Annotated in this window: 11 protein-coding genes; 9 read left to right on the top strand and 2 right to left on the bottom strand. The window is 61.6% G+C overall.

Annotated elements, in window-relative coordinates:
* The first annotated feature begins 7 nt into the window (after nucleotides 1-7).
* From IM816_RS05300 to IM816_RS05270, 7 genes are all read left to right on the top strand, one after another.
* Nucleotides 8-571, top strand: coding sequence for a hypothetical protein (locus IM816_RS05300; RefSeq protein WP_250340057.1), 564 nt, complete (start codon nucleotides 8-10; stop codon nucleotides 569-571).
* Between the two features lie 16 nt (nucleotides 572-587).
* Complete coding sequence (locus IM816_RS05295; RefSeq protein ID WP_250340056.1) at nucleotides 588-1,712, top strand: XVIPCD domain-containing protein; 1,125 nt, start codon at nucleotides 588-590, stop codon at nucleotides 1,710-1,712.
* A gap of 113 nt (nucleotides 1,713-1,825) precedes the next feature.
* A complete protein-coding gene (locus IM816_RS05290) occupies nucleotides 1,826-2,308 on the top strand; it encodes a hypothetical protein (protein ID WP_250340055.1) in 483 nt (160 codons plus the stop codon).
* Entirely contained in the window at nucleotides 2,305-3,924 is a 1,620-nt protein-coding gene (locus tag IM816_RS05285) for an XVIPCD domain-containing protein (protein ID WP_250340054.1), read from the top strand. The genes IM816_RS05290 and IM816_RS05285 overlap by 4 nt, the downstream gene beginning before the upstream one ends.
* Nucleotides 3,925-4,335: 411 nt before the next feature.
* Nucleotides 4,336-6,018, top strand: coding sequence for a type IV secretory system conjugative DNA transfer family protein (locus IM816_RS05280; RefSeq protein WP_250340053.1), 1,683 nt, complete (start codon nucleotides 4,336-4,338; stop codon nucleotides 6,016-6,018).
* 41 nt (nucleotides 6,019-6,059) lie between these two features.
* Nucleotides 6,060-6,599: a hypothetical protein gene (locus IM816_RS05275; RefSeq protein WP_250340052.1), complete on the top strand. Its 540-nt coding sequence runs from the start codon at nucleotides 6,060-6,062 to the stop codon at nucleotides 6,597-6,599.
* Between the two features lie 41 nt (nucleotides 6,600-6,640).
* The gene (locus IM816_RS05270; protein WP_250340051.1) at nucleotides 6,641-7,882 is read left to right on the top strand and encodes an XVIPCD domain-containing protein; all 1,242 of its coding nucleotides are present in this window, start codon (nucleotides 6,641-6,643) and stop codon (nucleotides 7,880-7,882) included.
* Between the two features lie 55 nt (nucleotides 7,883-7,937).
* Here IM816_RS05270 and IM816_RS05265 read toward each other — a convergent pair whose 3' ends face one another.
* Nucleotides 7,938-9,752: an XVIPCD domain-containing protein gene (locus IM816_RS05265; RefSeq protein ID WP_250340050.1), complete on the bottom strand. Its 1,815-nt coding sequence runs from the start codon at nucleotides 9,750-9,752 to the stop codon at nucleotides 7,938-7,940.
* Nucleotides 9,753-9,781: 29 nt separating this feature from the next.
* Complete coding sequence (locus tag IM816_RS05260) at nucleotides 9,782-10,477, bottom strand: lysozyme inhibitor LprI family protein (RefSeq protein WP_250340049.1); 696 nt, start codon at nucleotides 10,475-10,477, stop codon at nucleotides 9,782-9,784.
* A gap of 373 nt (nucleotides 10,478-10,850) precedes the next feature.
* Between IM816_RS05260 and IM816_RS05255 the strand changes: the two genes are divergently transcribed.
* Nucleotides 10,851-12,011 (top strand): NHL repeat-containing protein, encoded by a 1,161-nt coding sequence (locus IM816_RS05255; RefSeq protein ID WP_250340048.1) that lies wholly within the window; start codon nucleotides 10,851-10,853, stop codon nucleotides 12,009-12,011.
* Nucleotides 12,012-12,178: 167 nt separating this feature from the next.
* Nucleotides 12,179-13,342 (top strand): M23 family metallopeptidase, encoded by a 1,164-nt coding sequence (locus IM816_RS05250; protein WP_250340047.1) that lies wholly within the window; start codon nucleotides 12,179-12,181, stop codon nucleotides 13,340-13,342.
* Nucleotides 13,343-13,517 lie beyond the last annotated feature (175 nt).

Genomic DNA, 13,517 nt, shown 5'->3' with positions numbered 1-13,517 from the left:
GAACCGCATGATTCACGCCATCCACGAGTTTCACGGACTCCCGCCTGCTCGCGCGCTGCGTACTGCTGCGCGAAGCGCAATATGCATCCTGGCTGCCGCGCTTCTGGCGGCTTGCGGCCCGTCGTCTCCGCCGCCTCCGCAGGCTCCGTCCCCGGCAACGACAGCCACCGCCGCCGATGTAAGCACCGCTGCTGCGCCATCCACCGCAGCAGCGAGCGCGACGACCTGCCCGGCGGCGAGCTTCGACCAGTTCCTGCCGCTCTTCGAAAACGACGTCAGCGTGCAGAAGACCTATGTGACCGATCCCCTGCAGAGCGATTCGGTCGATCCCAACGCCGATCCGGAACCGAAGCCTGTTTCGAAGTCGCTGCCCAAGGACCAGGTCACCTTCCCGATCATGCCGAGCCAGGCCGATCAGGCAAAGGATGGCCTGACGGCCAAGCGCACCGACACCAGCGCTACCGATATCGCCGTGAAGCTGGTCAAACCGGATACCGATTACCAGATGACGTTCTTCTTCCGGAAGGACGATTGCTGGCACCTGTATCGCGTGAAAGACGATTCGCTCTGACCCGGAGGATGCACCCATGCCATATCAAGACGTCATGAATGTCATCCTGCCCAAGCAGGGTAACCACTCGGCACATATCACCGGTCACTACGGCGAACATCGCGCCAAGGGGCCTCACGGCGGCTCGGATTTCAACTACGAAGGCGGCCAAGCCGGCGTCAACCTGACCCATCCCGAGTTGCATTCGCCGATCGCCGGTGAAGTCACCTTCGTGGGCGGCCAGTACGGCACGATCAAGATCCGCGATGCCGAAGGCAACAGTCACGAGATCCTGCACACGCAATCGCAGTCGGTCAAAGTGGGCCAGCACGTGCAGGTGGGAGATGCGATCGGCCACATGGGCGGTCGTGGCCCCGATGGCGCCACGCAGTACGCCCAACACGTCCACTATCAAATGAAGGACGCGCACGGGCGTCCGATCAATCCGGAGACGTTCTGGCGCGATCGCGAGGTCGGGCACGTCAACCATGCCCCGCCAACGACCGCACGCACGCACGCCGAAGCTCCGCATGTCGTTCGCGAAGGCGATCACGGCGCCAGCGTGCGGACGTTGCAGGAGAACCTCAATGCACTCGGCGTTCGCGACGAGCGTGGTCGCCCGCTTTCGCCGGACGGCCGTTTCGGTGCGCATACGAAAGAAGCGGTGGAAAACTTCCAGCGCGCGCATGGACTTTTTGCTGACGGTATCGTCGGACCGCGCACCACGGAAGCGTTGCAGAAGGCCCAAACGCACGGCGCGCCGCGGCTAGACGACGCGTCGCATCCAGGCCACGAGATCTACCGCCAGGCACGCGAAGGCGTCCATCGATTGGACGCCCAGCACCAGCGCACGCCGGACCATAACAGCGAACGGCTTGCCGCATCGCTGACCGTCGCCGCGAAGCAGGAAGGCCTGCACCGCATCGACCACGTGGCACTCAACGAGGACGCCACCCGCACGTACGCCGTGCAAGGCGACCCGCAATCGCCCTTCAAACAAGTCGCTGAGGTGAACACCCAGCAGGCCATGGCGACGTCCGTCGAGGAAAGCAGCCGCGCCTGGCAACAGGTGGCACAGCAGGCCCCCAACACGGCCCATCAACAACAGCAGGCGCAACAGCAGCAACAGGCGGCGCCGACCCTGCCGGGCGCAGGCCCATGAGGACGACAGCGCTGCAACGCGGCGTATTCACCGCCCTCCTCCTGCTCCTGTCCACACATGCCTACGGTGCCTCCATGAAACAGCCTGACGTCAAGCTCAACCCGAATCCGCGCATGCGCTACGAGATCACGATCGAGGTGAAAGGGGCACCCGGCCCATTCGATCGTATCGAGGGCGTGGTCGATTATCGCGTTGCGAATGAAGCCTGTGTACCGCTAACGCCCGTGACCGGCGCAACGGTACCGCCCGAAAAGCGAGTACCCATCTCGCTGACCCCCTCCGGCAATGGCACCTATAAGGGCGAAGTCTTCGCCGATCTTCTTCAGGACGAAGATTACTTCGGCAAGGGTGTCTGTCATTGGTCCGTCGTTGCTGCCAGCGCAAACCTGTTCGTCAAGAGCGTGGACTTCAGCGCACCGCTTTTTCATGACGACCTGTTGAAAGGCAAGTCCACCACGCGCTATTACTCGAACCGTTCTTACGCCACCACGCATCTTGATCGCGTCGACTTGGGCGAAGACGATCGGGCCAAGTATCAGGACGAAGCGAACGCGACCTTTTCGATCACCGTCCGTTCCGAGGAGAAGCATCAATGACTCTCTCCTCTACCGACTATGCGTTACTCGCACAGGATTCCTATCAGGATCCTGTGCTAAACAAGCCGAAGATCCTCGGCGGCGCAACCTATGAAGCCATCGACGTCGCGGACAATCCGCGTACGGGATTTCAAGCGACTGCTTACCGCCGAGTGGACACCGGCGAGATCGTGATCGCCTACCGTGGCACGGAGTTCGATCGCGAGCCCATCCACGATGGTGGGGTCGACGCGGGCATGGTGCTGACTGGGTTGAATGCCCAAACCCCGGATTCGGTCGCGTTCACCGAACGAGTGCTAGAGCGCGCCAAAATCGACGCAAACCTGCATCACAGACCATTGCAGGTTACGGTCACGGGACACTCACTGGGCGGTACGCTTGCCGAAATCAATGCGGCGAAATTCGGGTTGAAGGGCGAAACCTTCAACGCCTACGGCGCAGCGGGATTGCTGCAAGGCGTACCCGCTGGCGGCAATCAAGTCATCGACCACGTGCGTGCCGGTGACATTGTCAGCGCCGCGAGCACACACTTCGGCGAAGTACGGATCTACGCCGCGCAACAGGACATCGATACCCTGTCGAAGGCCGGTTACCGCGACGACAGCGGCATCCTCTCGCCGCGAAATCCGATCAAGGCGACGGACTTCGACGCGCACGCGATCGACAACTTCGTGCCGGACAGCAAGCTGCTCGGGCAGTCGATCATCAGCCCCGAGAGTCAGGCCCGCTACCGCGCCCACGAAGGCATGATCGATCGCTATCGCGATGACGTGATGGATGTCCGCAAGGTTCTGTCGGCCAGGTGGGAAGTGCCAAAGGAAGTCGTCGAAGGCGCGGCCGCGCTTGGCCACGAAGTGGCGGACGACCTCGCTACCGCAGGACGCGCCGTCGGACGCGCCGCTCACGAGGTCGCCGACGCCGCGAAGCGTACCGGCCGCGAGGTTGCGGACGATGTCGCTACCGCCGGGCGTGCGGTCGGACACGCCGCGCATGAGGTTGCCGATGCTGCGAAGCGTGCCGGCCACGAGGTCGTGGACGGCGTTACAACGGCAGGACGTGCAGTAGGCCACGCCGCCCATGAGGTCGCCGACGCCGCAAAACGCGCCGGCCACGAGATCGCGAACGACGTAAGCGAGGTGGGCCACGCGATCGGCAACAAGGCCTCAGGGGCATGGAACACCATCACGCATCCCGGCTCGTGGTTCCAGGACAAGGAGCCGCCGGCACGCGTCGATCACCCGGATCACCCGGGTCACGCGCTCTTCCAGCAGGCACGCGCAGGCGTCGAGCGTCTGGACGCTGAGCATCAGCGAGGTTCCGACGAGAGCAGTAAGCGCCTGGCTGCGTCGCTGACGGCAGCGGCACGCCAGGAAGGCATGCAACGGATCGACCACGTGACGCTCAATGGTGACGCGAGCCGCACGTACGCCGTCCAGGGCGACGCCGGATCGCCGTTCAAGCAGATCGCCGAGGTGAACACTCAACGTGCGATCAACACGCCTGTGGAGCAAAGCACCCAAGCCTGGCAGCAGGCCAACGAGCAGCAGACGCGCGCAGCGATGCAGGCTAAGGAGGCTCAGCAGACGCCACAGCCTCCGACGCTGGCACCGCCCTAATCGGCCGCGCCCCCAGAGACTCACTACGGTGGATACATACAGGACACGACAGGAAGGCTTATGAAAATCGGATTATTCATCGCACTCATGCTTTTCGGCTTCGCCTCGCAGGCGCAGGTACTGACTTATCGTCAAGGCGACCCCTTCCTGTTCTGTACCAAGGGGCGGGACGACCCCAGTCGGTGCTGGTGGCCAATGCCGCCGTATCTTGGTACCACCTACATGGTAAATCCTGCCTGCGAACCGAACCCCTACGGCAAGCCATGGTCGGCCGACGACGTCGCATCGTTTGAGCAATACGCGACCGTATGTCCGGCGGGTCAGAGGCCCGGCGGTTGGGACTCGGCAGCTGGCCAGCCTGAGTTCGTTCCCAGCTACCACTAATACCTAAGCGTTGAAAGGTTTTTTTGCATGAGCAAGAACAGGGGATATGCCGCCGCCGCACTCATGGCGGCGGCGGTTTGCTGCGGAAACTTTCTGTCGGGTTACCTGACGCTACTCTTCCTCGGCCTGAAGGATGAGCACGTTCGCTGGAACACCTACTGGACCTATATACGGGCGCTAGGACGCCCCGAGGTGCAGCCGTATGTTTGGAAGATCGAGACGGCGGGACTGATCGGTTTCGTTCTGCCGCTCATTGCCGTGCTGATTGCCCTGTACTTCCTCCTGAAACCCAAGAAGCAGGCGATGCACGGCGACGCCCGCTTCGCCACGGCGGCTGACCTGCGCAAGCAGAAGATGCTTTCGCCTGCGCCCAACGGCATCCTGGTGGGCAAGTTCAAAGGCGATCTCGTTCGGCTGCCCGGCCAACAGTTCGTGATCCTCGCCGCGCCCACCCGCTCGGGTAAGGGCGTGGGCGTAGTGATCCCGAACCTGCTCGACTACCAGGAATCGGTGGTGGTGCTGGACATCAAGCAGGAGAACTTCGATCTGACCAGCGGCTGGCGCAAGTCGCAGGGTCAGGAAATCTACCTGTTCAATCCGTTCGCGGAGGATCGCCGTACACATCGCTGGAATCCGCTGAGCTATGTGTCGAAGGACCCGGCGTTCCGCGTGTCGGATCTGATGAGCATTGCCTCGATGCTCTATCCCGATGGCTCCGACGATCAGAAGTTCTGGGTCAGCCAGGCACGCAATGCGTTCATGGCTTTCTCGCTATACCTCTGCGAGAAATGGGAGGACGACGAAAAGAAGGGGCGTCCGGAAATCATCCGAAGCAAGCCGACGCTCGGCATGATCTATCGCCTTTCGTCGGGTGACGGCACGGATCTGCGCGAACTGTATACGCGACTGTCGAAGGAATCTTTCCTGAGTGCGAACGCTCAGTCGGCTTTTGCCAACCTGCTTTCGCAGGCGAACGAAACCTTCGCATCCATCCTCGGTACGTTCAAGGAACCCTTGAACGCCTGGATCAATCCCGTTCTCGATGCAGCCACCAGCGATGACGACTTCCAGCTCACGGATGTACGCAAGAAGAAGATGACGATCTACATCGGCATCCAGCCGAACAAGCTGGCGGAGAGCCGGCTGATCGTGAATCTGTTCTTCAGTCAGCTGATCAACCTCAACACCAAGGTGTTGCCGCAGAACGACCCGTCGCTCAAGCACCAGTGCCTGCTGCTGATGGACGAGTTCACCTCGATCGGCAAGGTGGAGATCATCGCCTCGGCGGTGTCGTACATGGCCGGTTACAACATCCGCCTTTTACCCATCATCCAGAGCATGGCTCAGCTCGACGCCACCTACGGCAAGGACGTCTCGCGCACCGTCATCACGAACCACGCTCTGCAAATCGTCTACGCCCCTCGCGAACAGCAGGACGCGAACGATTACTCCGACATGCTCGGCTACACCACGGTGCGCCGCGAGAACATCACCAAGAGCAAGAAGGGTGACGTCTCGAAGAGCCACACGGAAGAAAAGCGCGCACTCATGTTGCCGCAGGAGTTGAAGGCCATGGGCACCGAAAAGGAAGTCTTCCTCTACGAGGGCATTCCTCACCCGGTCATGTGCGAAAAGATCCGCTACTACCAAGACAAATACTTCACGTCGCGATTGATGGAGAAGGTGAAGATCGAGCCGCTCTCCATCTGATAAGCCCCTTCAGCTTTCCTTTGCCCGAACAGAGTCGCCCCATGAATCATTCAGCAAAAGCGCTGTTACTCGTCGCATCGACGGCCCTGATGCCGGCAATCGCCTTGGCCAGCACCACGCCTGCAAGCATGTGCGCAAAGAGCGACCAGGTCGTGTTCTCCTGCCCGCTCGCAGGAAGCCAGAAGACCGTTTCCATGTGCGTCGCAGGTGACGTTGCCCACGGTGCCGGCCGTTTCTACTACGCCTATGGCCGAGAAGGGAAACCCGAATTGACTTACCCGGCGGCAGGCAGCGAAGGCGAGTTCACGCGCACGCACCTCACCTTTGCCGGCAATACCGGAGGCTACGCTTATGCCTTCACGAATGCCGGCTTCAAGTACGTCATCTATTCCGTCTCCGGCTCCAACAATTTGCAGGACGGCGGACTGGTGGTCTTGAAGGACGGCCAGGCAAAGCCTGTGAAACAAAGTACCTGCCAGTCAGGCAAAGTTACCGACACGGATGACGATGCGCTGATCGACGCAACGCTCAAGTGGAAGAGCGACCCTGCGATCGACAAAAACGGGATCCCCACGCGCTGATCGCTCGTTGATCCCTTCTTTAATTAGCCAGGAGTTACACCATGTCCGCGAAAGAAAACGCCGACTATCTAATGGAAGCCGCCATGAAGGCAGGCATTACAGATCCCAAGGAGCTGGCCAATTTCATGGGCCAGATGCAGGTTGAGTCGGGTGGCTTTGCTCGCATGAGCGAAGGACTCGGCTACTCGGGCAGCCGTCTGCTCGAAGTGTTCCCCGGTCGCAACGGCATGAATACGCTTGCCGAGGCCAACAAGATCGCCGCCGGCGGCCCTGAGGCAATCGCCAATGAAATCTATGGTGGTGCCTGGGGCAAGAAAAACCTCGGCAATACCGAGCCGGGCGACGGCTGGACCTTCCATGGCCGCGGTTACGTCCAGCTCACCGGCCGCGCCGGCTACGAGAAGATGGGCAAGGAATTGGGGTTGGATCTGGTCCATCACCCCGAGCTTGCCGAAGACAAGGATGTAGCAGCAAAAATCGCCATCCAGTATTGGAAGGATCGCGTCCAGGCCAATGGGCATCAGACCAACGTGGACGCCGCATGCAAGGACATCAACGGCGGGCACAATGGCCTTGATGCACGAAGGAATGCTGCCGAGGCATGGCAGGGCGCCATTGAGAAGGGCTACAAGCCCGGAGGCCCTGAGGCGATACCCGGCGGGAAAGCATCGCATGGCATGAGCACGGAAAAAGCAAAACACGTGCAGGCGCTACTCAACGCCCATGGCTACACCGACTCGGCAGGCCAGCCGTTGAAGGTCGACGGACATCCCGGCAAGGAAACGCGTCTGGCAATCGAGCGTTTCCAGGCAGATCACCATTTGAAGCCGGACGGCGTAGTGGGCCCGGCAACGTTGAAAGCACTGGAAACCCAGCGCCAGCACGTCGGCGCACCCTCGCTTGAAGACACTCGCCACCCGTCCCACGACATATATCGTCAGGCGTTGGACGGCGTGCAGCGCCTCGATACCGAGCACGGGCGGCAATCCGGACCGCATACGAGCATGATCGCAGGCTCACTCACCGCGGCCGCCGTGACAAACGGCATGCAAGGGATCGACCATGTGACGCTCAGCGGCGATGCCTGCCGAGCCTACGCCGTGCAGGGCGACACAAAGTCACCGTTCAAGCAGGTGGCTGAAGTCGATGTACTCCAAGCCACGCAGACGCCATTGGCACAGAGCAGCGCGGAAGCCATGCCTCAAAACCAATCCCAGGCGCAGGTTCAGCAGCACGCCGAGGCGCAGAAGCAAAGCCAACAACAAGCGTCTATGACCATGTAGAAAATCGGCGGGGCCGCGTCATCGGACGCGGCCCCGCCGACGATAACGATTCCAGTCAGCGATGCATCTCAGGTTGTTGCTGCTGTTGTTGTTGTTGCGTCTGCGTATGCACGGGCTGCTGGGTCTGGGTCGGGGCTTGCTGCCACTCCGCACTGCTCTGCGCCATCGTCTTGCCTACGGACTGGTTCACATCCACTTCCGCGATCTGCTTGAACGGCGAGTTCAGTTCGCCCTGCACGGCATAAGCGCGTTTGGCGTCATCGCTCAGCACCACGTGATCGACGCGCGATAGCCCTTGCGCGTGCGCAGCCACCGCGATGGACGCGGCCAGGTTGGTGCTCATTTGGTCCGGGGTACGCCCCTGCTGAGCATCCACGGCATGCACGCCATTGAGCGCCTGCTGAAAGATCGCGTGGCCGGGATGGTTGGCGTCGGCAAGCGTCGACTGCGCCGGCTGCGTCGCCTTGGTCATCGCTTCCATCGTCTTCGCTCCCGCGATGCCATCCGGATTCAAGCGGTGGTCGCGCTGGAAGGCCTGCAAGGCGCTCTTCGTATTGGCGCCGAAGTCGTTGTCCGGGTGCAGCGGACGGCCGTCAGCCCCCTTGTAGCCGAGCTGAGCAAGCTGGGTCTGCAAGGCGCCGACCTGCGGCGAATGATCGTGTTCGCGCAAGGTGCCGGCGTGCTGCACGTGATCGCCGCTGGCGTGAGCCGGCGCATGCGCGGGCGCCCGCCCCGCGGGCTGGCTGCGCACGTTGCCCGGATGGGTGATGTGGAGCAGGCGCTCGTCGGTACCGTTGCGATGCACGTTCACGTCGAGCGTGCGATCGGCATTGACGTGCGTGGACACGTCGCGGCTGTTGACCGAACTCCACTGGCCATTGACCAGCGCGTGGCCGTTGCCGGAGCGATCCCAGGTCACCAGGTCGCGGCCTTCCGCATAGAAGCCGCGATGATTGCTGCCCTTGGCATACGAACCACCCTCACCCAGGGCCTGTACCATCGGGCGCGAGTGCGCCGGATCGGTGAACGCGTCGCGGATGGCGGCGTACTCGTGCGGCAGGTTCGGCCGCGTCGGGTCGTTGCCAAGGCGGGTGGGATTGACCAGCGGGTCCGCCACCACCGTGTTCCATGCCGGTCGCAGTGGGTGGTTGGCGTCGGTCGCGCGAAGATCGTTGAACAGAGCCGCGCCAGCCAGCGCATGATCGCGCCCTTCCGTGACGTAACCGGGGTAACGATCGATGGAGTGCTTTACGTCGTCCACGCTGTGATGCTGGCCGTTCTGGATCTGCTGGACGAGGCGGCCACCGTAGGTCTCGCTCTGGTTGTAGAGCTTGGCGGTCATGGTGATCAGACGCGCCTGGTCCTGCTCGGACGCGTGCTGGTACAGCGGCGTCTGTTGCAGCGGCGCAATGGCATTGGTCATAAGGCGTTCGACCTGCGCCGAATCGTGGCGATGCACGAAATCCACGCCGGCATCGCTGGCCATGAAGGCGTCGAGATGCGACTTGACCGTGCTATCGAGCGGGCGCCCATGCTGCGCCTCAATCTGGCGGCCGGTGCGACCGAGGTCGGCAACCGTCTGTGCCTGCTGGTTGGCGTTGAGCACCCAATCGGGATGCGCCGTGCGCGCCCACGTCTGGTAGGCGTCGGTGAGCTGCGTGGCTACTTCGGGGTGCTGGCCCAGATCGGTCTGCAAGGTACCGATGGAGAAACCGCTGTTGCCGATGGGATCCATCACGGTATTGCCGTGGGCATCGGTGCGGTAATTGCCGGCGAAGCTCAGACGGTAGGCGACGTCGCTACCCTCCGAGCTGACGCCGATGGCGAAATAGGACAACGCCCGGGCTTCGTTATCTGTCAATCCTGGCATGTTGCAACTCCTGGCTCATGATCGTCGTATTAGTCGTCCTTGCACTGGGTATCCAGCGGCGCCTTGCCGCCTTTCGGCACGCGATCCAGCGTGACGTAATGCTTGAAATGGTTTTCCGAGGCCGGCCCATCCACGCGGTACCAGGCGAGGCGCTTGCCTTCGGGCACGACGTAAGCGTCCACGTCGCCAAACGCCGGGCACACGGGATAGCCGCCGCGCTCCTCCGTCTCGGCGCAGAAGCGCAGGTAGAGCTTGCCGTCGCGCCACTCGCCCTTGAACTGGCCCTGCTCGCCGCTGGTTCGCGTGCCGTCGGACCAGGTGCCCTCGGGAGCGGCACCCGCGTTGGCGACACCCAGCTCGGCGTAGTGGCCGAGGTTGCAGTCGCTGCGGTAACCCCAGTCGCCAGCGACGGCGCCCTTGCTCGCGCCGGACGTCTTCGACGGTGCGGAGGCGAGACGCTTTTCCAGTTCGTCGGCACGGGCACGGGTCTGGTCCGTGGTGCAGTCGTTCTTGGCGACGCTGCCTGAGGCGACACCGCAGGCCTTGTCACGGCTGGCGATCCACTGCCGTTCTTCGTCGCGAAGCGACTTGCGGCCGGCATCGTCCAGCGATTGGGAGAGCTTCCGATAGGCCGCGTTCAAGCGGGCGTCCTGCGTGTCGTAGTTACTGGACGTGCTGTCTTGCGGCGCCGCAAAAGCCGCACCGCTGAACACGAAGGCAGCCATGACCAGCCACCGGAAATGGGCATTCGCCCGCACTATTTCCTTTCTGCCACCGAGCATTGGAACTCCTGATGGTTACTGTGCGCACCCCTGTTGCGCAACTTTAACAGGCCAAACGTGAAGAAATCCGTGCACGGTTCGCGCTGCATGGGTGTAATAGGAGAGGCGGCGACGCTGCGGTTTCAACCCGCGGCCCAATGGATCCGGCTTATCCACGAGCCCCTACGCCGACAGGGGTATATAAACCGGACCCCACGAATGCTAAACCTCTGGGTACACAGCGCAGTCAGGCTGCTTTGCCTCATGGATGGGGAACAATATGAGACGCCAACGGAACGCTGGGGATGTCGATCCCGACTTCAATAACGGTCAACCGGTGGATCTTCCGATCGACGGTGTCGGCACGGGTCGATCGCATCTACTGCCTGACGGGAAGATCGTGTCCGTCAGGATACGTGGCTGGAAAAGCGTTGTTCTGGTCCGTCATCTTCCAGATGGGACCATCGATCAGGATTTCGGAGAAGGAGGCGTCGTATCGACGCCGCTGCGTATCGCGGGCGACTTCATTCTTTCGTCCAGCACCATCACCGCGGACGGAAAAATACTGATGGCGGGTCATGTCGACATGAGAGACGTGCCGGACAGTCAGGACGCCAGCTATCTCTGCTATGTACGCCTGACCCGCGAAGGCCAACTTGACGGCTCTTTTGGATTGGCCGGACTCGTGCAGATAAATCTCCCCAACACGCCCACCGATGAAGCCAATCAGGTGACGGCCCTTCCGGATGGCAAGGTGGTCGCTCTCGCAAAGTCGGTCTGGGGGCCTGGCGCCATTGATGACGTGATCTTTCGCCTGAATGCCAACGGCAAGGTGGACACCACGTTCGGCAGCAACGGCTTTTCCTATGAGTTTCCCTACGACGCCTACCTGTGGAGGTTGCAAACCACACCGGATGGCATGCTCTTGATAAGCGGGCACGGCCGCTTCGGTGGGTTGCTTTCCCGTTACGATGCCAATGGCAGGCCAGATACGACATTTGGCAAATACGGGCATTTCTATACCTCGATGTCGGGCAAGGATGACCAAGCTCAAATAACTGCCGCAGCTATTCAATCCGACGGAAGAATCGTCATAGCGGGCTCCTACGGCTTTGCTCCCCAAACGTCGTTCATCGCAGGCGTGGAGCTGAACGGTGGAGGGTTCGACTCCTTCTTCAACGACGGGCGACCTTTTCTTCTTCCGTGGCGCGGTGCGGGAAACATCGAGGAGGCCGTTGCCATCGATGCGAGCGGCAAAATTCTGTCGCTTGGCATGACCTTCGGCGAGTCATCCATTGCGACCTTGCGCCGTTTCAACCCCAACGGCATTCCCGACATCGACTTTGGACGGAAAGGCATCGTCGAAGTCGACTCGGGCCCCGGTGTCTTCCACATGGTCAGAGGACTGGAAATCCAACCCGATGGAAAATACCTGGCATCGGGAGCGGTGCTCAGGTCAAGCGGATGGTCGATAGGGATCTACCGCTTCCTGCCCTAGAGTAAGAACACGACGCCGACTTCGTCAGACCGGGCATGCCACCGCTCGATTTGCATGGAACCTCGGAAAATCATGACTCTGGCAGGAGACATGTGGGAACCCGCAGGCCATACTCCTTTCATGCGCAGTGTCGTTATGTCGGCGACCACGCTCGGGGGAGCACGCGAATGCCGAGAATATCCAAGGACTTTTGGGCCTATTTCGTTGCCGCCCTATGGCTGGCATCGAGCGTCGAGGCCATGGCCCAGCCCGCGGCGCCGGTCGAAGCGCGCGTTCCCTTCCCGCCTGCGCCGTTTCTGGGTAGCGATGGTTCCACTCATCTGGCGTACGAGCTTCAGATGACGAATGTTTACGAAGACTCCGGAGCGCTGAAGGTTTCCGAATTGGAGGTCATGGATGAGAACCATCACCCGCTCCTCCACCTGGACCATAGCGACCTGGCTCATGCATTTCGTCCGGCGCCGACCGATGATGGCTCCGCAACGATAGCCCCAGGAAAAACCGGCACCGTTTTTGTCTGGGTGACGCTCCCACCCAACGTTTTACCGAAGACGCTCACCCATAAAATCGTCTTTGCCAATGAACGACATGGGTTGAGCAGCGTTGATGGGCTGGCAGTGACCGTTTCGCCGCCGTCCTCGCTTCGCTTGGGTTCGCCGCTACGAGGCGGACGCTGGCTTGCGCATGAAGGCCCCGGAAATGCACGGTCGCATCACTGGGGCAGTCTGGTTGCGGTCAACGGTCGTCTGACCATTCCTCAGCGCTACGCGATCGACTTCGTTGGCATCGATGCCCAAGGGCGCGCGTTCAATCCAAGTAAACCGACAAATGCGACCAAGCTCGCCGACTGGTTTGGCTTCGGAACACCCGTCCTTGCCGTCGGTAACGGAAAGGTCGTCGCGGTGCGCGATGGCCAGTCGGACCATGAGCCATTGACCCCGCCGCCGGCGTCGAACGAGTTGTCGCTCATTGGATTGTTTGGAAACTATGTGGTCATCGACCTGGGCGGTGGCTCCTTCGCCGCCTACGCCCATCTACGGAAAGGCACGGTTCGTGTGACACAGGGGCAGCAGGTGACGCTCGGCCAGGTTATCGGAGAGCTGGGCGAGTCGGGAAGTTCGGCTGCGCCGCATCTCCATTTCCAGGTAAGCAACGCAGCGACATTCGAAGGGTCCCAAGGACTGCCGTACGTCTTCGACCGGCTCAACGTGTGCGGGACGGAACACGAGGCGCAGTTGTTCGGGCAAGGCGACCGTTGGACCCCATCGCCGTGCCACGCGGCGAACGGTTCGCTGCCGCTGAACGACATGATCGTTGAATGGCCCAAGTGAGCCTGTGAGCGGTTCGGTTCAAGCCCGGATTGCCCCCCGACCTTGACGCCCCGGACCTTCCACCCGGAACCCAATTAGGCGGTGCACGACGCCGACCTTCTTCCCGGGCGGATGAAGCGCCCCCCAATCCGGGAGGCGCGTGCTGGTGCTCATCGAATACGATATAGGGCTTGAG

It is taken from the genome of Luteibacter flocculans, assembly GCF_023612255.1.
In the GTDB taxonomy this organism is placed as follows: Bacteria; Pseudomonadota; Gammaproteobacteria; order Xanthomonadales; family Rhodanobacteraceae; genus Luteibacter; species Luteibacter flocculans.
The sequence above is the reverse complement of the archived record's forward strand: the minus strand, read 5'-3'. Positions and strand labels throughout refer to the sequence as shown.